This is a genomic window from Streptomyces kunmingensis (assembly GCF_039533535.1).
Lineage (GTDB): Bacteria > Actinomycetota > Actinomycetes > Streptomycetales > Streptomycetaceae > Streptomyces > Streptomyces kunmingensis.
The window spans coordinates 161,747-179,942 of sequence record NZ_BAAATS010000018.1 but is presented as its reverse complement, the minus strand read 5'-3'; the positions used below and the strand labels follow the sequence as shown (position 1 = coordinate 179,942).

21 protein-coding genes and 1 pseudogene are annotated in these 18,196 nt (G+C 70.5%); 14 read left to right on the top strand and 8 right to left on the bottom strand.

Going from position 1 to position 18,196, the window contains the following annotated elements:
- The first annotated feature begins 35 nt into the window (after positions 1–35).
- On the top strand, positions 36–662 hold the full coding sequence (locus ABD366_RS22445; protein WP_324771129.1) for a GNAT family N-acetyltransferase: 627 nt from the start codon (positions 36–38) through the stop codon (positions 660–662).
- A gap of 217 nt (positions 663–879) precedes the next feature.
- Here ABD366_RS22445 and ABD366_RS22440 read toward each other — a convergent pair whose 3' ends face one another.
- Entirely contained in the window at positions 880–1,470 is a 591-nt protein-coding gene (locus ABD366_RS22440; protein WP_324771130.1) for a TetR/AcrR family transcriptional regulator, read from the bottom strand.
- A 310-nt stretch (positions 1,471–1,780) separates the two neighbouring features.
- On the opposite strand from ABD366_RS22440, the gene ABD366_RS22435 reads away from it, so the two are divergent.
- The 6 genes and pseudogenes from ABD366_RS22435 to ABD366_RS22410 all read left to right on the top strand — a co-directional run bounded on the left by ABD366_RS22435 (position 1,781) and on the right by ABD366_RS22410 (position 5,469).
- On the top strand, positions 1,781–2,368 hold the full coding sequence (locus ABD366_RS22435; RefSeq protein WP_324772388.1) for a dihydrofolate reductase family protein: 588 nt from the start codon (positions 1,781–1,783) through the stop codon (positions 2,366–2,368).
- Between the two features lie 136 nt (positions 2,369–2,504).
- Positions 2,505–2,807: a DUF6596 domain-containing protein gene (locus ABD366_RS22430; protein WP_425576969.1), complete on the top strand. Its 303-nt coding sequence runs from the start codon at positions 2,505–2,507 to the stop codon at positions 2,805–2,807.
- Positions 2,808–2,811: 4 nt separating this feature from the next.
- Positions 2,812–3,141: pseudogene (locus ABD366_RS22425) on the top strand (DUF952 domain-containing protein); the annotation flags it as partial.
- A 24-nt stretch (positions 3,142–3,165) separates the two neighbouring features.
- Entirely contained in the window at positions 3,166–3,714 is a 549-nt protein-coding gene (locus tag ABD366_RS22420) for a sugar O-acetyltransferase (protein ID WP_324772431.1), read from the top strand.
- Between the two features lie 35 nt (positions 3,715–3,749).
- The gene (locus tag ABD366_RS22415; protein WP_324772389.1) at positions 3,750–4,637 is read left to right on the top strand and encodes a hypothetical protein; all 888 of its coding nucleotides are present in this window, start codon (positions 3,750–3,752) and stop codon (positions 4,635–4,637) included.
- A 43-nt stretch (positions 4,638–4,680) separates the two neighbouring features.
- On the top strand, positions 4,681–5,469 hold the full coding sequence (locus ABD366_RS22410) for an ATP-grasp domain-containing protein (RefSeq protein ID WP_324772390.1): 789 nt from the start codon (positions 4,681–4,683) through the stop codon (positions 5,467–5,469).
- Between the two features lie 127 nt (positions 5,470–5,596).
- On the opposite strand, the gene sodN is transcribed toward ABD366_RS22410, so the two are convergent.
- Positions 5,597–5,992, bottom strand: coding sequence for a superoxide dismutase, Ni (sodN, locus tag ABD366_RS22405; RefSeq protein WP_324772391.1), 396 nt, complete (start codon positions 5,990–5,992; stop codon positions 5,597–5,599).
- A 158-nt stretch (positions 5,993–6,150) separates the two neighbouring features.
- Here sodN and sodX point away from each other — a divergent pair, with 158 nt between their 5' ends.
- Entirely contained in the window at positions 6,151–6,603 is a 453-nt protein-coding gene (gene sodX / locus ABD366_RS22400; RefSeq protein ID WP_324772392.1) for a nickel-type superoxide dismutase maturation protease, read from the top strand.
- On the opposite strand, the gene ABD366_RS22395 is transcribed toward sodX, so the two are convergent.
- Positions 6,498–7,136 (bottom strand): CGNR zinc finger domain-containing protein, encoded by a 639-nt coding sequence (locus ABD366_RS22395; protein WP_324772393.1) that lies wholly within the window; start codon positions 7,134–7,136, stop codon positions 6,498–6,500. The two genes, sodX and ABD366_RS22395, sit on opposite strands and share 106 nt — an antisense overlap.
- Before the next feature lie 92 nt (positions 7,137–7,228).
- On the opposite strand from ABD366_RS22395, the gene ABD366_RS22390 reads away from it, so the two are divergent.
- Positions 7,229–8,002 (top strand): class I SAM-dependent methyltransferase, encoded by a 774-nt coding sequence (locus ABD366_RS22390; RefSeq protein ID WP_324772394.1) that lies wholly within the window; start codon positions 7,229–7,231, stop codon positions 8,000–8,002.
- Positions 8,003–8,226: 224 nt separating this feature from the next.
- On the opposite strand, the gene ABD366_RS22385 is transcribed toward ABD366_RS22390, so the two are convergent.
- From ABD366_RS22385 to ABD366_RS22375, 3 genes are read right to left on the bottom strand one after another with little or no spacing between them, the layout of a single operon-like run.
- On the bottom strand, positions 8,227–8,979 hold the full coding sequence (locus ABD366_RS22385) for an amino acid ABC transporter ATP-binding protein (RefSeq protein WP_324772432.1): 753 nt from the start codon (positions 8,977–8,979) through the stop codon (positions 8,227–8,229).
- Positions 8,980–8,997: 18 nt separating this feature from the next.
- Entirely contained in the window at positions 8,998–9,966 is a 969-nt protein-coding gene (locus ABD366_RS22380) for an amino acid ABC transporter permease (protein ID WP_324772395.1), read from the bottom strand.
- Positions 9,967–9,989: 23 nt separating this feature from the next.
- Positions 9,990–10,919: an ABC transporter substrate-binding protein gene (locus ABD366_RS22375; RefSeq protein WP_324772396.1), complete on the bottom strand. Its 930-nt coding sequence runs from the start codon at positions 10,917–10,919 to the stop codon at positions 9,990–9,992.
- A 565-nt stretch (positions 10,920–11,484) separates the two neighbouring features.
- Here ABD366_RS22375 and ABD366_RS22370 point away from each other — a divergent pair.
- The 4 genes from ABD366_RS22370 (at position 11,485) to ABD366_RS22355 (ending at position 14,858) form a co-directional block, all read left to right on the top strand.
- Positions 11,485–12,699 carry an NAD(P)-dependent malic enzyme gene (locus ABD366_RS22370; protein WP_324772397.1) on the top strand — a complete coding sequence of 405 codons (1,215 nt, stop codon included), beginning with the start codon at positions 11,485–11,487 and terminating at the stop codon, positions 12,697–12,699.
- 261 nt (positions 12,700–12,960) lie between these two features.
- Positions 12,961–13,923: a zinc-binding dehydrogenase gene (locus ABD366_RS22365; RefSeq protein ID WP_324772398.1), complete on the top strand. Its 963-nt coding sequence runs from the start codon at positions 12,961–12,963 to the stop codon at positions 13,921–13,923.
- A gap of 168 nt (positions 13,924–14,091) precedes the next feature.
- Positions 14,092–14,301, top strand: a complete 210-nt coding sequence (locus ABD366_RS22360; protein WP_207827323.1) for a helix-turn-helix domain-containing protein — start codon at positions 14,092–14,094, stop codon at positions 14,299–14,301.
- Positions 14,301–14,858, top strand: coding sequence for a Clp protease N-terminal domain-containing protein (locus ABD366_RS22355; RefSeq protein WP_324772433.1), 558 nt, complete (start codon positions 14,301–14,303; stop codon positions 14,856–14,858). Before ABD366_RS22360 ends, ABD366_RS22355 begins: the two co-directional genes overlap by 1 nt.
- A 224-nt stretch (positions 14,859–15,082) precedes the next feature.
- On the opposite strand, the gene ABD366_RS22350 is transcribed toward ABD366_RS22355, so the two are convergent.
- Entirely contained in the window at positions 15,083–16,141 is a 1,059-nt protein-coding gene (locus tag ABD366_RS22350; RefSeq protein ID WP_324772399.1) for a PadR family transcriptional regulator, read from the bottom strand.
- A 1-nt stretch (position 16,142) separates the two neighbouring features.
- A complete protein-coding gene (locus tag ABD366_RS22345) occupies positions 16,143–17,222 on the bottom strand; it encodes a DUF4097 family beta strand repeat-containing protein (protein WP_324772400.1) in 1,080 nt (359 codons plus the stop codon).
- 138 nt (positions 17,223–17,360) lie between these two features.
- Between ABD366_RS22345 and ABD366_RS22340 the strand changes: the two genes are divergently transcribed.
- A complete protein-coding gene (locus tag ABD366_RS22340) occupies positions 17,361–18,185 on the top strand; it encodes a hypothetical protein (RefSeq protein ID WP_324772401.1) in 825 nt (274 codons plus the stop codon).
- The last annotated feature ends 11 nt before the right edge of the window (positions 18,186–18,196 follow it).

Genomic DNA, 18,196 nt, shown 5'->3' with positions numbered 1-18,196 from the left:
TGTCGGCCGGGACGGGTGAGTCAAGGGGATCCAGGGTGGGTGTGGGGATTCGGCGGGCGCAGGCGAGCGACCGGGACTTCGTCGTGGGGCTGCTCGATGAGGCGTTCATGGACGATCCGGTCAGCGGCTGGGTGTTTCCCGGCGAGGAGCACCGGCGGGCGCGGCATGCGGGCCTGATGGGGGCGTTCACCGATGTGACGCTTGCCGAGGGGTACATAGACCTCGCGGAGGACGGTTCGGCGGTCGCGTTGTGGATGGATGTGCCTGATGTGCCTGATGCCGCCCACGTGCCGGATGAGTCCCAGGACGAGGCTGAGGCTGACGGGCCCGCTCAGGTGCGGGCTGCTGTCGACCCCGACAATGAACGGGTCGAGCAGATAGCCCGGTTGACGGAAGCCGCGCACCCGGTGGGCCGCGCGCATGTCTACCTGTGGATGATCGGCGTGCGGCCGAGCCGACAGGGCGAGGGGCTGGGGAGCGCGCTGATGGCACCGGTTCTGGAGCGTTGCGACCGCGAGGGGCTGCCCGCCTATCTGGAGGCGAGCAACGCCCGCAGTCGTGCCCTGTACGAGCGGCTCGGTTTCGTCTTCACCGGCACGGCGGTCGACCTGCCGGACGGGCCGTCCCTGTGGCCGATGTGGCGTGAGCCGCAAGCCGTCTGACTTCGGACGCGGCCCCTACGCCGCCTACGCCGCCTCAGGTCCGATCCGCTGTGCTTCCGGCCCGCCCCGTGACGCCTCAGACCTGATTCGTTACACCTCCGGCCCGCTCCGCGCCGCATCAGGTCCGATCCGCTGTGCCTCCGGCCCGCCCCGTGACGCCGCCCGCCCGCCCCGCGTCGCCTCCCGCCCGATCCCCCACGCCTCTCGCCCGACCTCCCTACCCCTCCGGCACGATCCGTTGCACCAGGCGCTCGATCACGCCGTCCGGCACGTTCACGCCGGGGATCGCGCCGTCCAGCATCCCCGGCATCGTGAGTTGCTCCAGGATGAGGCCGAGCATGCCGAGGTAGAGCAGGGTGATCTCCTCGGCGCCGCCGGGAAGCTCCGATTCGGTGTTGAAGGCGATGCCGAAGTCGAGGTCGCCGCGTAGCGACTTCCTGAGGGAGGCGCTCAGTTCGGGGCGGCGCGTCGCTTCCAGGCGCATCTCCATCATCGCGAGGAACCCGGTGCGGTCGGCGAGGACGCGGCCCATCAGGTCGTGCATGAACGCGACGACGAGGTTGCGGTCCCGGGGCCGTTTCAGGAGTTCCTCGACGACGTTCGGGTCGGGGGCGAGGCGCTCGTGGAGCCAGGAGTCGATCTGGCGGAGCAGGTCGTCGCGGTTGGCGAAGTAGTTGGAGGACGTGCCGGTGGGGACGGCCGCCGCCGTGTCCACCGCGCGGAAGGTCAGGCCGCGTGCGCCCTCGGCCGCGAGTACCTCGACCGCCGCGTCCACGAGGGCGGCTCGGCGTTCCGGGTTCCTCACCATGCCACCGACTCCGTTCGCTCCGACCCCGTTTGTGTCGACCCCATCACCCGTGACCCCACTTCATTTTCCTGTACCTACCGGTTCCTGTACCTACCGGTTCCTGTACCTACCGGTTCCTGTACCTACCGGTTCCTGTACCTACCGGTTCCTGTACCTACCGGTTCCTGTACCTACCGGTTCCTGTACCTACCGGCTTCAAAAGGCTTGCAACCACTACAACTGAAGCACTATAACTGAAGTGGTTCGGGGTGGGGTGAGGGGTTTGAAGGCTCCCACCCGTGCCCCATGTCCTCAACGAAAAGAGACCAGCTTGCGCAAGCTCACGTACTTCGTCGCCGTGTCCATCGACGGCTTCATCGGGGACGAGTCCGGCGACGGGATGATGTTCATGCCCTTCGTCGACGAAGAGTTCCGGGGGTTCCTCATGGAGGAGTACCCGGAGACCATTGCCGTGGAGGGGCGCAGGATGCTCGGCCTCGACGGGATCGCGAACAAGAAGTACGACACGGTGATCCAGGGGCGCCGCAGCTATCAGGTCGGTATCGACGCCGGTGTCCTCAGCCCGTACGGGCATATGCGCGAGTACGTCGCGACGCGCACCCTCGACGAATCCCCGCACCCGAACGTGGAGCTGATCCACGACGACGTGGTCGCCAAGGTGCGGGAGCTCAAGGCCGAGGACGGTGCGCTGGGCATCTGGTTGTGCGGCGGGGCGCAGCTGGCCGGGCTGCTCGCGGACGAGGTCGACGACCTCGTGATCAAGACGTACCCGGTGACCTTCGGTGGCGGGATGCCGATGTTCGCGGGCCGGAAGTACGACCTGGCCGAGTTCGAGCTGGCGGAGAACCGCACCTTTGGGAACGGCGTGATCGTCCGCCGGTACAGCAGGAAGCGGTAGCAACGCGCCGCCAGACTGGAAGTCCGCGGAGAAACGGCGTGCGCGGGATACGGCGTGCGCGGCGAAAGGCGTGCGGGCGGTGTCGAGAGCGCGCCGGCCGTTCCGACGTCTCAGGTGAAGCCGCTCGTAGCGCGAAATCACGGGGCTGCTCGCGTTGATGCCGCTCACCGCCGCGCGCCGCGCGGACCGCACCGACGGCGACGGTGAACTGGGCAGGCTCGACGAACAGGACCGGGCGCGTCTCCTTGAGCTCGCCGGGGACCGGGACGCGGCCCGCGCGCCTACCAAAAGGCCGCCGCCGGCACGCTCAGCCGCCCGGAACAGCGGTACTTGCGAGTCCGCGCGTCCCGGCTCGTGCCATGAGCCGGCCATGGCGGGGCGCGAGCCGGGGCCGGGTGCGTCCCGGTTCACGCCCCCTCCTGGCCGGCTCATACATTGAGCGCATGACGATCGAACTGCTGCACATCACCGAGCGCGCCCTGTGGGAGAGCGCCCGGGCCACGGGTACGTACACGATGTCGACCCGGGGCAAGACCCTCCAGGACGTCGGGTTCATCCACTGCTCGTTCCCGCACCAGCTGCGCGGTGTCGCCGAGTCGCTGTACGGGACCGAGCCGGCTCCCGGCGAGCTGGTGGTCCTGGTCGTCGACCGCGGGCGGCTCGACGTGCCGGTCCGCGTGGAGCCGGGGGAGCCCGGCGGGGCCGAGTTCCCGCACGTGTACGGGCCGTTGCCGGTCGGCGCGGTGACCGAGGTACGGGACTGGCCGCGCCCTGAGACCCGTAGCCAGAAGGAGCGCATGCTCGCCGGTGACCTCTACATCGCCGACGACCCCGACCTGACGGCCGACGCGCTGCGCGGTGCCGAACTGGCCGAGCGTTACAACGCGAGCAGCGTCACCGACCTGCCCGCGCGCGGCGCCCTGCTGCGGGAGTTGCTGGGCGAGGTCGGCGAGGACGTCGTGGTGCGGCCGCCGCTCTCCGTCGACTACGGGCGGTACATCAGCGTCGGCGCGCGGACGTTCGTCAACTGCGGGGCCGTGATGCTGGACGTGGCGCCCATCCGGATCGGCGAGGACGTGCAGATCGGCCCGAACGTCCAGTTGCTCACCCCCACGCACCCGGTCGAGCCCGAGCCGCGGCGCGCCAAGTGGGAGGCGGCGAAGCCCATCACGATCGGCGACAACGTGTGGCTGGGCGGCGGGGCCATCGTCTGCCCCGGCGTCACGATCGGCGCGAACACGGTGGTCGGCGCGGGCGCCGTCGTCACCCGCGACCTGCCGCCGGACGTGGTCGCGGTGGGCAACCCGGCGCGCGTCGTGCGGAAGATCGGGGCGGGCGCGGAGTGAGACGCCGGGGGGTGGTGTGTGTCGTCGCCGCAGTGATGGCGATCGGACTTGTCGGGGGAGACGGGGGAGACGGGGGTTACGGCGGGCACGCGAAGGTCTGGGCGGACGGGACGCCGGTCGTGTGGTCGGACGACGAGATGCCCGAACTGCCGTTGGCGAGTTATGAGTTCGACGGCGCCGATGAGAAGGCGTACGACCGGCTGGAGTCCGCGACGCAGCTGCTCACCCAGCGCTGCATGGTCCGGCACGGCTTCGCCGACTTCCCGCGGGACCCGAAGTACCCCGGTATGGCCGTCTCTTTCACGTCCACGATGGTCGCCGTGGGTACGGGCCCGGTCGGCTCCTACGATCTGGGGAACGCGCGGCGCTGGGGATACGGCTGGAACCCGGCGAAGAAGATCGCCCCGCGCGAGCCCGCCGGGCGCCGGATGACGGCCGAGGAGTCCGCCGTCTACTACGGCGACCGGGACGGCGAGCGCAGCGGCTGCTACGGACAGGCGTATCAGCGGCTGGAGCGCGGGATCCGGGACCGCGAACGTATGTGGACGTACGTCTCCGAGCGCGAAGAGGCCGTCCGTAAGCAGGCCGAGCGGGATCCGCGGGTGCGCCGCGCCTTCAAGGTGTGGGCGGACTGTGTGGCCGACAAGGGGTTCGAGCGGTACGCCGATCCGAGGAAATCCTTCACGGACAAGACGTGGGGGCGCGGCCAGGACGGCAACACCGAGCGGTCGGAGCGGGAACGGGGCACGGCCGTCGCCGACATCGAGTGCAAGCGCGCACACAACACGGGCGGCGTGTGGTGGTCGGTGGCGGAACGCCTCCAGCGGCGCGAACTCAGCGCTCACGCGGCCGAGTTCGCGTCGGTGCGCAAGGACCGCGACCGGTTGCTCGCCGCCGCGCGCGCGGTACTGGAGACGGACTGAGGCGGGACGGGCCCGCCAACCGCCGCGTGCTTCCATAGCGGCCATGACCCGCAGCTTCCTCGCCGTCACCCCGCACGCCACCCCCACCCGTGAACTGCTCGCGGACGCCGCGCGGCGGCGGGGTATGGCCGTCGAGGAACTCTCGGCACAGGGCGGGGCCGCGTCGCTGCGAGGGCGCGACGGCGGTCACTACTACGGCGGCCCGGCCTTCGCGGCGTACGTCGTCGACGACTTGGCCGTGTCTCTGCTGGAGCCGACGGACGGCTGGCTGACCGAGCTGCCCCGCACCTTCACCGGCCGCACGGTCACCGCCGCCACGCTGGCCGAGGCCCGCGCCCTGACCGGCCCCGCCTTCGTGAAACCGCCGACCGACAAGTCCTTCCCGGCCGCGGTGTACCCCGATGGACGCGCGCTCCCGGACGAGGTGGTACTGCCGCCGGGGACGACGGTTCAGATCGCCGATGTGGTCACCTGGACCGCGGAATTCCGTCTGTTCGTCCTGGACGGTGAGGTCCGTACGGGCTCGCAGTACGCGACCTACGGCAGGCTCGACGCCCGCCCCCTCGCCGGCCACCGTTACGAGGCGGGCGCCCTGGATTTCGCGGCGTGGCTGCTGGCGGCACAGGGGGAGTCGCTGCCCAGCGGGGTGGTGCTCGACATCGGGCTCATCGGTGAGCGGTGGGCGGTCGTCGAGGCGAACATGGCTTGGTTCAGTACCTGTTACGCGGCTGATCCGGCCGCCGCTCTCGACGTCGTGCTGCGCTCGGCGGGGCCCGCGGGCCGGGTCTCCGAACGGGACCGGCCCTTTCGCCGGCGGACCCGGAGCGGGTGAGCCGGCCGCCGCTTCCACGCCGAAGGGGCCCGGCCGAGTTCGTCGGTCGGGCCCCTTCGGGTGGTCCGGGGCCTGCGAGGGTGCACCGCTCGCCGGTCGCCGGAACCAGGGTTCAAGCAAGCCTGGATCAGGCCTTCTTGGTCTCCCAGAAGATCTTGTCGATCTGGGCGATGTAGTCCAGCGCCTTCTGGCCCGTGGCCGGGTCGGTCGAGCCCTTGGCGGCCGAGAGGGCCTTCAGGGTGTCGTTGACCAGCTGGTGCAGCTCCGGGTACTTCTCGAAGTGCGGGGGCTTGAAGTAGTCGCTCCACAGCACCGAGACGTGGTGCTTCGCGAGCTCGGCGCGCTGCTCCTTGATGACCGTGGCGCGAGCCTGGAAGTGCGCGTCGTCGTTGCCGGCCATCTTCTCCTGGACGGCCTTGACCGACTCGGCCTCGATGCGGGCCTGGGCCGGGTCGTACACGCCGCAGGGGAGGTCGCAGTGGGCACTGGCCTTCACCTTGGGGGCGAACAGGCGGGAAAGCATGTTGCTGTCCTTCCTCGTGATCGTCTTCTCGGATGCGACATTACTCCGTGCAGCACGGGTTTTCTCGGGTGCCCCCGGGGGCTTAGGCCAAAAGTCCAGGGCGACACTGGGACTGGTGGAGGATGGGACCGGCGGATGGAAACCGGGAGGGTCGGCTGATGCCCGAGGCGATCGAGGAAGTGCGCGGGACTAAGGTGCCGTTTCAGATCATCGAGGTGGACGGCCCGTCGATGGTGCCCACGCTGTACCACGGCGACTGGATGCTGGTGCAGCACGGCGCCCGGGTACGGCCCGGAGACGTGGTCGTGCTGCGCCACCCCTTCCAGCAGGATCTGCTCGTCGTCAAGCGGATCGCCGAGCGGCGCGAGGGCGGCTGGTGGGTGCTGGGGGACAACCCCGGAGCCGGCGGCGACAGCACCGTGTACGGGGTCGTGCCGGACGAGTTGGTGCTCGCCAAGGTCCGCGGGCGGCTGCGGCGCCGCAAGCCGTGGACCCAGGGCGAGGGTCAGCGGTCGGTGACGGCCGTGCTGTCCTGGGCGTTCGGCGCCGTGCGCCCCGTACTGTCGGGTCGGTCGGGCCGCTCCGCCTCCAAGCGCTTCCGGGCGCGGTAGGCGGCGACATTGGCGCGGGTCGCGCACCGGTCCGAGCAGTAGCGCCGGGAGCGGTTCGTGGACGTGTCCAGGAACGCGTTGCGGCACGGGGCCGCCTCGCACAGGCCGAGACGCTCCACGCCGTACTCGGTCAGGTGGAAGGCGAGCCCCATCGCCGCGATGGCGGCATAACCGGCCGTCGCGTTGGACGGATGGTCGGCCAGGTGCATGTGCCACAGCGGGCGGCCGTCGTCGTCGCGGTGGTTGTGGCCGGAGATCTGCGGGCTCACCGGGAACTCCAGCAGCAGTGAGTTCAGCAGATTCACCGCGAGCGTCTCGTCGCCGCCGGCGGCCGCCTCGAACACCGCGCGCAGCCGGACCCGGACGCTCCTGAAGCGGGTCAGGTCGGCGTCCGCCGCCCTGCGCGCCGCCTCCTGGTTGCTGCCGAAGAGGCCGCGTACGGCATCCACGGAGGTCAGGCTGTCCTTGCCGCGGCCCGGCTCCTCGGTGTTGACGAGGCGGACGGCATAGTCCGAGTAATAGGCCAATTCCACTTGTAGTCCTTACCGGGGCGGTCTATCGTCATGGTCGAGTGAGGTAATGCTCGCTTCGGCTTTCAGGGTATTACGCATACGGGAGGGCTTTCATGACCGAGACCGCCACCGGTACCGGCCACACCGCCGACTGGCGAGCCTGGCAGAGCAGCTGGGACCGGCAGCAGGAGTGGTACATGCCCGACCGCGAGGAGCGGTTCCGGGTCATGCTCGACATGGTCGAGGCGTGCGTGGGCCGCGCGCCCCGCGTGCTCGACCTCGCCTGCGGCACCGGCAGCATCACCGACCGGCTGCTCACGCGCTTCCCGGAGGCCACCAGCGTCGGCGTCGACCTGGACCCGGCCCTGCTCGCCATCGCGCGCGGCACCTTCGACGGCGACGAGCGGGTCAGCTTCGTGACGGCCGACCTCAAGGACCCGCAGTGGACGCGGGCGCTGCCGCACGACTCGTACGACGCCGTGCTCACCGCCACCGCACTGCACTGGCTGCACTCCGGCCCTCTCGCGACGCTCTACGGGCAGCTCGCCGGCCTCGTCCGTGACGGCGGCGTCTTCATGAACGCGGATCACATGATCGACGGCACGACGCCGCGGATCAATGCCGCGGAGCGGGCGCTGCGCCATGCGGGGATGGACTCGGCGAAGGCGGGCGGGGCGCTCGACTGGGCCGAATGGTGGGCGCTGGCCGCCAAGGACCCTGTCCTGGCCGGGCCGACGGCTGAGCGGTTCGAGATCTACGGGGAGCACGCCGACGGGGACATGCCGTCGGTGGCCTGGCATGCGGAGGCGCTGCGCGGGGCGGGGTTCGGGGAGGCTCGGGCCGTTTGGAGGTCGCCCTCCGATGCGGTTGTTCTTGCTTTGAAGTGACGTTCCCGGGGGCCGGGTTGCGGTTCGTCGCGGGCTGCCGGCCGGTGGGGGCTTCTCGCGCAGTTCCCCGCGCCCCTATGGGGCTGGGGCGAAGCCGCATGCTCCAGGGGCGCGGGGAACTGCGCGATCAGCCACGACGAGACCCGCACCTGCCCACCAAGCCGGAAAAGGGGCGTCCGGGGTCAGAACCCCGGGCGCCCCTTTTCCCCGCCGGTCCGGAAGGGTCAGAGCACCTTCGACAGGAACGACTGCGTCCGCTCGTGCTGAGGGTTGGTCAGCACATCCCGGGGCAGCCCCGCTTCGACCACCACGCCCTCGTCCATGAAGACGAGGCTGTCGCCGACCTCCCGCGCGAAGCCCATCTCGTGTGTCACGACGACCATCGTCATGCCGGACTCGGCGAGGTCACGCATGACGTCGAGGACGTCACCGACCAGCTCCGGGTCGAGCGCCGACGTCGGCTCGTCGAACAGCATCAGCTTCGGGTCCATCGCCAGCGCGCGGGCGATCGCCACGCGCTGCTGCTGGCCGCCGGAGAGCTGCGAGGGGTAGTTCTTCGCCCGGTCGGCGAGGCCCACGCGCTCGAGGAGCTGCCCGGCCCGCTCCCGGGCCTGGGCCCTGGAGACGCCCTTGACCTGGACCGGAGCCTCCATGACGTTCTCGAGCGCCGTCATGTGCGGGAAGAGGTTGAAGCGCTGGAACACCATGCCGATGTCCCGCCGCTGCACCGCGACTTCCTTGTCCTTGAGCTCGTGCAGCTTGTCGCCCTGCTGCCGGTAGCCGACCAGCTCGCCGTCGACGTAGAGCCGACCGGCGTTGATCTTCTCCAGGTGGTTGATGCAGCGCAGGAACGTCGACTTGCCGGAGCCCGACGGGCCGATGAGGCAGAAGACCTCGGCCTGCTTGACCTCCAGGTCGATACCCCTGAGGACCTCGACGCTGCCGAAGGACTTGTGGACGCCTTCGGCCTTGACCATTGCCGTCGTCATCAGGTCTTACCTCGTTCCCATCAGGCGCGGACCGCGGCCCAGGTTCGCCTTGATCCGCTGCCACGGGGTCGGTGGCAGGTTCCGCACGGAGCCCTTGGCGTAGTAGCGCTCGATGTAGAACTGCACCACGCTGAAGACGCTGGTCAGGACCAGGTACCAGATCGCGGCGACGAAGAACATCTCCATCACGTTGAGCTGCTGCGAGGAGATCTGCCGGCCCACGTACGTCACCTCGGTGAAGGTGATCGCGGAGGCGAGCGACGAGGTCTTGAGCATGTTGATGAACTCGTTGCCGGTCGGCGGCACGATCACGCGCATGGCCTGCGGCAGCACGATCCGGCTCATCGTCTTGGTCGAACTCATGCCGAGCGCGTGCGCGGCCTCGGTCTGTCCCTCGTCGACGGACTGGATGCCCGCACGGACGATCTCCGCCATGTAGGCGCCCTCGTTCAGCGCGAGGCCCAGCAGCGCCGCCATGAACGGGGTCATGACCTCGGTCATCTCGTTCTTGTAGATCGGCCCCAGGTTGAGCACGGGGAAGATCAGCGCGAGGTTGTACCAGATCAGCAACTGGAGGAAGACCGGCGTACCGCGGAACACCCAGATGTAGAGGTTGGCGAAGGCCGACGTCACCGGGTTCTTGGAGAGCCGCATCACGGCGAGCACGACACCCAGGATCACGCCGATGACCATCGACAGGAGCGTCACCCACAGGGTGTTCCAGACACCCTTGAGAATGCGTTCCTTGAACAGGTACTCGGGGACGTCGCCCCACTCCACCTTGGCGTTGGCGAAGGCCATACCGAGCATGACCAGCAGGGCGACCACCACGACGGCGCTGACCCAGCGCCACGGGTGGCGGACCGGGACGGCCTCGATGGCCGCGGGCGGCAGCGAGGCCGAGGCCGAGGTCTTGGTGAGATCGGCCCCGGCCGGCGGAGTATCGGCCGGGCCGTTGGACTTCTTGTCGGTCACGGGAGAACTTTCCGCTCGGGGTCTTACTCGGAGCCGCCGTTGAGGACGGGCTTGTCGACCGCGCCCTGCTCGACGTTCCACTTCTTCAGGACCTTGCCGTACTCGCCGTTGGCGATGATGGCGTCCAGGGCCTTCGAGACCGCCTCGCGCAGCTCGGTGTTCTCCTTGGTGACGGCGATGCCGTACGGACCCTCGTCGACCTGGTCACCGGTGACCTCGAAGTCCTTGCCGCCGCCGGAGGTCTTCGCGTTGTACGCCGCGACCGGGAAGTCGTTGAGGTCGGCGACCGCGCGGCCCTGCTTCACCTGGAGCAGCGCCTCGGGGTCGGTGTCGTAGGTGAGGGTCTTGATCTTCTTGCCGGCCGGGCACTTGGCGTCGGCGGACTTGGCCACGCCGGCGGAGACCGTGCCGCGCTGGAAGGCGATGGTCTTGCCGCACAGGTCGGCGGCGGACTTGATGCCCTCGGGGTTGCCCTTCTTGACCAGGATGGAGACACCGGCGCTGAAGTAGTCGACGAAGTCGACCTTGGCCTGGCGCTCCTTCGTGTCGCTCATCGCCGACATGATCAGGTCGTAGCGACCGCTGTCGAGCGACGGGATCAGGTTGTCGAAGGTGCCGTTCTCGAACTTGAAGTCGACGCCCAGCTCCTTGCCGAGAGCGGTCGCGAGGTCGATGTCGACACCGGTGGGCGTGCCGTCCTGGTCGAACTCCATCGGCGCGTAGGCGATGTCCGAGCCGACCTTGATGACGCCCGCGTCCTTGATCTTCGCCGGCAGCTTGTACTTCGAGGCCGACGCGCTCGAATCCTTCGTGGAGTCACCGCTCCCGGACTTGTCGGTCTGGTCACCGCAGCCGGTCAGCAGCAGGGTGCCGGCGACCGCGATCGCGCCGACCGCGGCTATCCGGGACTTCGCGGAGTTCGCGGTCGTGCGACGGGTGGTGCTTGCGGTCATGGTTGGGTCCTCCGGCGGGATGGGTGGAGTTGCCGAGTCGGTCGCCTTGGCACACACCTTCGGGTGTCACGACCTTGTGTGATGACGGCATCTTGCCATTCGGACGGGGCGCATCTGGGGCTCGGCGATGTCAAAATCGGATAACGGGTGCGCCAAGACCACCAACATGGCGGCCCATCACGGTGCATGGGGCCGCAGTATCTGCTGACCCGCCGCCCGGCGGCGGAAGATTCTCCGGCGAACTGTCCGCTGTCTCACCATTCGGGCCGACTTCCCTCCCGTCGCGAGCGCGCGTTGTCGACTTGTCCAGATATTCGGCTATGAGTCATGTCACCGGGCTGTGATCGATCACGTATGGGCTCGTCCCCGGTGTGGTCCGTCGGGTAAGAAGGTTCTTTACACCCCTCATCCGGGGCTCAGGGCGCGCGTGCGGCGCGCCCGTCGTGTACGCACCTGTGCAGCGGTTCCCGAACGGGGACCGACCGGTGCGTACGCGGTGCCCGCCCGCTCCTCAACCAGGAGCGGACACCCTCAACTGATGTTCAAGACTTAAGGGGTAAGACAAGTGGCAGCGGAGATCGTCAATCCTCGCAGCGACAGCAGTACCGGCAACGAAGGCACTGACGAGCCCTTCGATCCGGCCTTCGCGCTGCACCGCGGCGGCAAGATGGCCGTGCAGGCCACCGTGCCGATCCGCGACAAGGACGACCTGTCCCTGGCGTACACGCCCGGCGTCGCGAAAGTGTGCAGCGCGATCGCCGAGGACCCGGAACTCGTCCACGACTACACGTGGAAGTCGAGCGTCGTCGCCGTCGTCACCGACGGCACGGCCGTCCTCGGGCTCGGGGACATCGGCCCCGAGGCGTCCCTCCCGGTGATGGAGGGCAAGGCCATCCTGTTCAAGCAGTTCGGTGGCGTGGACGCGGTGCCGATCGCGCTCGCGACGACCGACGTGGACGAGATCGTCGACACCGTCGTGCGGCTCGCCCCGTCCTTCGGCGGCGTCAACCTGGAGGACATCTCGGCGCCGCGCTGCTTCGAGATCGAGCGACGCCTCCAGGAGCGGCTCGACATCCCGGTCTTCCACGACGACCAGCACGGCACGGCCGTGGTGACGCTCGCCGCGCTCAAGAACGCGGTCCGGCTCAGCGGGCGCACGCTCGGTGAGCTGCGCGCGGTGATCTCCGGCGCCGGCGCCGCGGGCGTGGCGATCGCGAAGTTCCTGCTCGAGGCGGGCCTCGGCGACGTCGCGGTCACCGACCGCAAGGGCATCGTCAGCCGGGACCGCGAGGACCTCACGGCGGTCAAGCGCGAGCTGGCGGAGATCACGAACAAGGCGGGCCTGTCCGGTTCGCTGGAGGACGCGCTCGCCGGCGCCGACGTCTACATCGGTGTCTCCGGCGGTACGGTCCCCGAGCCCGCGGTCGCCTCGATGGCGCCGGGTTCCTTCGTCTTCGCGATGGCGAACCCGAACCCCGAGGTGCACCCCGACGTCGCCCACAAGTACGCGGCCGTCGTCGCGACCGGGCGCTCGGACTTCCCGAACCAGATCAACAACGTGCTGGCGTTCCCCGGGATCTTCGCGGGCGCGCTCCAGGTGCGGGCCTCGCGGATCACCGAGACGATGAAGATCGCCGCCGCGGAGGCGCTGGCCGCTGTGGTGGGCGACGATCTGTCCGCCGAGTACGTCATTCCGTCCCCGTTCGACGAGCGGGTCGCGCCTGCGGTGACGGCGGCCGTGGCCGCTGCGGCGCGGGCGGAGGGTGTCGCTCGCCGGTAGCGGCTTCCGCCCGGGGCGGGTGTCGGTCGGTAGCGGCGTCCGTCGGGTCGGGTGTCGGTCGGTAGCGGCGTCCGTCGGGTCGGGTGTCGGTCGGCAGCGGCGTCCGCCGGGTCTCCCGTGTTGCTGGTGAGTCGTTCGGTGGAGTCGTTCGGTGGTGGAGGCCCCGCTTGAGGCGGGGCCTTTTCCTCTTTCGCGCCAGGGGATGTGTGTCACAGCCGTGGCTGGTTCCCCGCTCCCGCCGTGACGCCTATCGTCAAGGTCATGTTCGCTGCCTACGCCGCCCGCATCGACCGTGATCAGCCGCTGAACGGCCTGGAGTTGGGGGAGCGGCCCGCCCCCGAGAACCGGCCCGGCTGGACCACCGTGAACGTCAAGGCCGCCTCCCTCAACCACCATGACCTGTGGTCCCTGCGCGGGGTCGGGCTCGGCGAGGAGGCGCTGCCCATGATCCTGGGCTGCGACGCCGCCGGCATCGACAGCGAGGGCAACGAGGTCGTGCTGCACTCCGTCATCGGCCAGACCGGTTACGGCGTCGGGCCGCGCGAGGGGCGCTCCATCCTCACCGAGAAGTACCAGGGCACCTTCGCCGAGCAGGTCACGGTGCCCGAGTGGAACGTGCTGCCCAAGCCGAAGGAGCTCTCCTTCGAGGAGGCCGCGTGCCTGCCCACCGCGTGGCTGACCGCGTACCGGATGCTCTTCACCAACGCGGGCGTGCGGCCCGGGGACTCCGTGCTCGTGCAGGGTGCGGGCGGTGGTGTCGCCACGGCCGCGATCGCGCTCGGCAAGGCGGCCGGGCTGCGCGTCTTCGCCACCAGCCGCGACGAGGCCAAGCGCAAGCGGGCCCTGGAGCTGGGCGCCGTCGAGGCCGTGGAATCCGGGGCGCGGCTGCCGCAGCGGGTGGACGCCGTGATCGAGACGGTGGGCGCGGCCACGTGGTCCCACTCGGTCAAGTCCCTGAAGCCGGGCGGCACCCTGGTGATCTCCGGCGCGACCAGTGGCCCCAGCCCGAAGTCCGCCGAGCTGAACCGCATCTTCTTCCTGGAGCTGAAGGTCGTCGGCTCGACCATGGGTTCCAAGGACGAGCTGGAGGATCTGCTGTCCTTCTGCGCCGCGACCGGGGTACGGCCCGTCATCGACGAGGTGCTGCCGCTGGACCGGGCCCGGGAAGGGTTCCAGAAGATGGCCGGTGGTGAGCTGTTCGGGAAGGTCGTGCTCAGCGTCTGACCGACGGGGTGCGGGTGAGGGGAAAAGGGGCGCCTTGGCGCCCCTTTTTTGTGCCCGCCGCCCGCAGCCGGACGGCCGAGTTCAACGGTTGAGTCCGCCCGCTGCCCGCTGCCCGCCGTTGCGTCAACCGCGGTTGACATGGGACTCATGTCAACTTACATTGACGCCATGACCGAGGCAACGGATCTCGCCGAGCAGGCGGGCGCCCGCGACCCGCGCGTCGGGTTGCGGGCGGTCGCCGCGCTGCGGCGGCTGCTCGAGCAACTGGAAGCGGTACAGGTGCGCAGTGCGCGCAATCAGGGCTGGTCGTGGCAGGAGATCGCGGCCGAGCTGGGAGTCAGCCGACAGGCCGTGCACAAGAAGTACGGGAGGCGATGATGTTCGAGCGGTTCACCCAAGGGGCCCGGGATGTGGTCAAGGGCGCCGTCGTCCACGCGGAGCGCGAGCGCGCCCCGCACGTCGACGAGGGGCATCTGCTCCTCGCGGTCCTCGATGCCCGTGGCACCCGGGGCTCCTTCGCGCTGGGCGCGCTCGGTGTGGACGCGGAGGAGAAACGGGCGTCGATCGGCGAGGCCCTGCTCGTGGCGCGACGCCGGGCGGGGCTGTCCCAGGCGGACGCGGAGGCTCTCGCGGGGCTCGGTATCGACGTCGACGAGATCGTGGCCCGGGTCGAGGAGAGCCACGGTGTGGGCGCGCTGAGCGGGGGCCGCCGGCTCGGCGGGCGGCGGCCCTTCGCCAAGGAGGCCAAGGGAGTTCTGGAGTCGTCCCTGCGGATGGCACTGGCCCACCACGACCGCGCCATCGGCGACGAACACCTCCTCCTCGCCCTCGCCGCCCGCCCCGGAATCCCCTCGGAGACGCTCGCCGAACACGGGGTGACCGTACCGGCGGTGGAGCGGGTGCTGTACGGGGGTGACGAGGCGGCGGCGAGCTGACGCCTAGGCGGTTGATGGCCGACCAGCCAACCAGCCGCCCAGCCGCCCAGCCGCCCAGCCGCCCAGCCGCCCAGCCGACTGGGCGGGTGCCGGGTGCCGGGTGCCGACCGGCCGGGTGCCGACCGGCCGGGTGTCGACCGGCCGGGTGTCGACCGGCCGCATGTCGGGCCCGGGGTGGGCCCGGGGTGGGGCCGGTTCGGAGCGGCACCCGGGGGCGCGCCGCGTTACTTCTTCGGTGTGCGCAAAGCCGTCGTGATGTGTACCGCCGCTTCCGCCAAGTGGCGGCGGGCCGTGCTGAGTTGGTCGGGGGAGACGCCGTGGTCGCGGGCCGTGTCGCGGATGTCGTCGCGGAACCGGTCCAGGAGGCGGTCCAGGTCGCGGGCCGGGTCGCCGGTGGTGTCCTCCGTGGCCCACGCCGGGCTGTACTCGGCGGAGACCGAGTCCGACGCCGGGCGGTACTCCGGCTCCGGCGGGGCCGGGCGCTCCTTCGCCGGGCCGGAGCCGAAGTCCTTGCCGAACGTCTTGCCGAACTCGCCGAACTCCTTCGCCAGCTCGGACAGACCCTCGCGCACGCCCGTCGGCCAGTCACCCCGCGTGAAGTGATCCTGTACCTGGTCCTGGACCCGCTTGGCCATCCGCTGCAACTCGTCCTGCGCCTGCGCCCGCACCTTGTCCTGCGTCTCCTTGGCCTGGCGGCGCGCCCGCTGCGCCTCTTCGCGGGCCCGGCGGCTCTCGTCCTTCGCCCGCCGTGCCTGCTCCTTCCACTCCTGTTTGGCGCGGCGCAGCTCCTCCTTGGCGGTGCGCCAGGACTCGTTGTCCGTGAGGTCGGTGAGATCCGCGAGGCCCGCGAGGTTTCTGAGGTCCCCGAGGTCAGGCCCGGATCCGGTCCGGGCGCCGTGGGCCTGGCCGGTGGCCGCACGCACCTCGCGGCGCAGATCGCCCGCCGCGCCGCGCACGTCGTCCCGGATCTCGGCGGCCAGCTCGGCCACCGATTCGCGGATCTCCAGCTCCAGGTCGGCCAGCTCGCCGCTGCGGTCGGCCAGCTCGGCCCGGCCCGCGTCGGTGATCGCGTACACCTTGCGGCCGCCCTCGGTCGTGTGGGTGACGAGTCCCTCGGACTCCAGCTTGGCCAGCCGCGGGTAGACGGTGCCGGCCGAGGGCGCGTAGAGCCCCTGGAAGCGCTCCTCCAAAAGGCGGATGACCTCGTACCCGTGGCGCGGCGCCTCGTCGAGCAGCTTCAGGAGGTAGAGGCGCAGACGGCCGTGGGCGAAGACGGGGGCCATGTCAGAGCACCTTCTTGTCGGCGGGGGAGTCAGCGGGAGAGGCCACGGGGTCGGTGGCGGCCGGGGAAGCGTCGTCGGGGTCCGGCCCGGTGTCGGCCGCGGCCTCGGTGCCGGGCGGCGCAGTGTCGGCCGGAGCTTCCGCTCGAGGTGGCGGGGTGTCGTTAGCGGTTTCGGTGCCGGGCGGCGCAGTGTCGGCCGGAGCTTCCGCTCGAGGTGGCGGGGTGTCGTTAGCGGTTTCGGTTCCGGACGGCGGCGTGTCGGCCGGGTCGTCGTCCTCGCCCGGTGGCCTGCGCAGCAGGGCGATCGAGCCCGAGACCGTGGTCGCCTTCAGGGCGCCGGTGCCCGCACCGAGACGGCCGGTGATCTTGTGCGCGCCCCATTGGCCGGAGACCCGCAGGCCGTCGAAGGCGTTGGACACCGCGCCGCTCGCCGTGTTCGCCTCGACCTCCGTGTCCGCCGGGTGCGGGATGCGGATGGCTATTTCGCCGGAGACGCTCGTCAGTTTCACGTCCGTGGGCCCCGCCGGGTCCAGGTCCACGATCATCGAGCCGCTCACGGTGTCCGCCTTGACGAACGAGCCCGAGCCCTCGACGACGGTCAGATCGCCCGAGACCGAGTTGAACCTGAGGTCGCCGGTGACCGCCTGGGCCTCGACGCTGCCGGAGACCGTGCTGGTGCGCACCGGGCCGGTGACCCCGACGAGGGCGGTGTCACCGGTGACGCCCTTCACCTCCGTCTGCCCGTCGATGCCGGAGACGACGGCGCCCGCGCCGACCACGCCGAGCTCGACCCGGGTCCCGCTCGGCACCGCGAGCGAGACGACCGCGCTGCGGTGCCAGCCCTTGCGGTCGAGCCACTTGAGGAAGCCCTTCCAGGGCAGGTCGTCATAGGCGACGGCGAGCGTGCCGCCCTCCTGCGTGACACGCAGCGGTGGCCCCTCGATCCGGGAGACCTCCAGACGGGCGGAACCTTCGTCCGTACCCACCACGTTCACCGTTCCGTTGACGATGCGTACGTGCAGGGCCGTCACCGGCTCGTCGAAGGCGAGCTTCTGCGGCTCCGCGACGGACCACTCGGGCATGGTGCGACCTCCTCCGGAGCGAACGCGCCATATCGCGTCCTCTCCTCAACACGATATATCGTGGATACGGGAAGTCAAGACCGTCTGTGCGGTGCTCATTTGTGGTCCAAGTCGGGCGAATTGCCCTAGCGTGGGGTCATGCCGTCCCCTCAACCCGCCGGAGCGCTGCTGCTCTGCCGCGCCGAGCCCGCCGTCGTCGGCCCCGCCGCCCAGCTGCTGCACGAGCGGATGCTGCTCGTCCGGGCCGGCGACGAGTGGAGCGTCCTCGTCCCGGAGGGCAAGCCATGGCTGGCCGCGGCGGACGGCGGCGGCGAACCTGTCGACCGGGTCCTCGGCGGCTGGGCCGGAGCGCTCGCCGTCGGCGCGCCCTGGCCGGTGCTGGCCCTGTGGTGGGACGCCGACCGCAGCGGCTTCACGCTCGCCTCGGGGTTCCGTCGCCCCGTCGGCTACGAGTGGCTGGCGAACGGCACCCCGGTCGGCGAGGACGAGGCCATGCGCACCTTCGCCGTCCGCCTCGGCCTCGACCCGGTGCACGACATGCAGTCCCTCTCGGTGCTGACCACGCCCGGCACCGAGGCCGACGCCCGGGCCCGCCTGCGCGGTCTGCTCGCGGTCCTCGCCCGCGCCGGACTCACCCTGCCCCCGGGACTGGCCCCCGGTGAACCGGCCGACCGGCTGCGCGAGAGCGCCCGGGCCCAGGACGGCGCCGAGACGGTCGAGTGGCAGGGCTGGCGGGACGCCGTCCACGCCGAACTCGACGTCGTGGAGACCACCAGGGTCGGCCCCTGGATGCGCGGTCCCAAGGGGCGCTGTCTGGCCGCCGCCCAGCTGGCGGCCGGGGTGCCGCTCACGCTGCACGGCGTCCGGCGGCGCAGCGGCGGCTGGCTCACGGCAGGCGCGCTGCTGCTCGTGCACGGCGCGCTCGGACTCGCGTACGACAGGATGCGCGCGGCCCGCGACTGACCCGCCCGCCC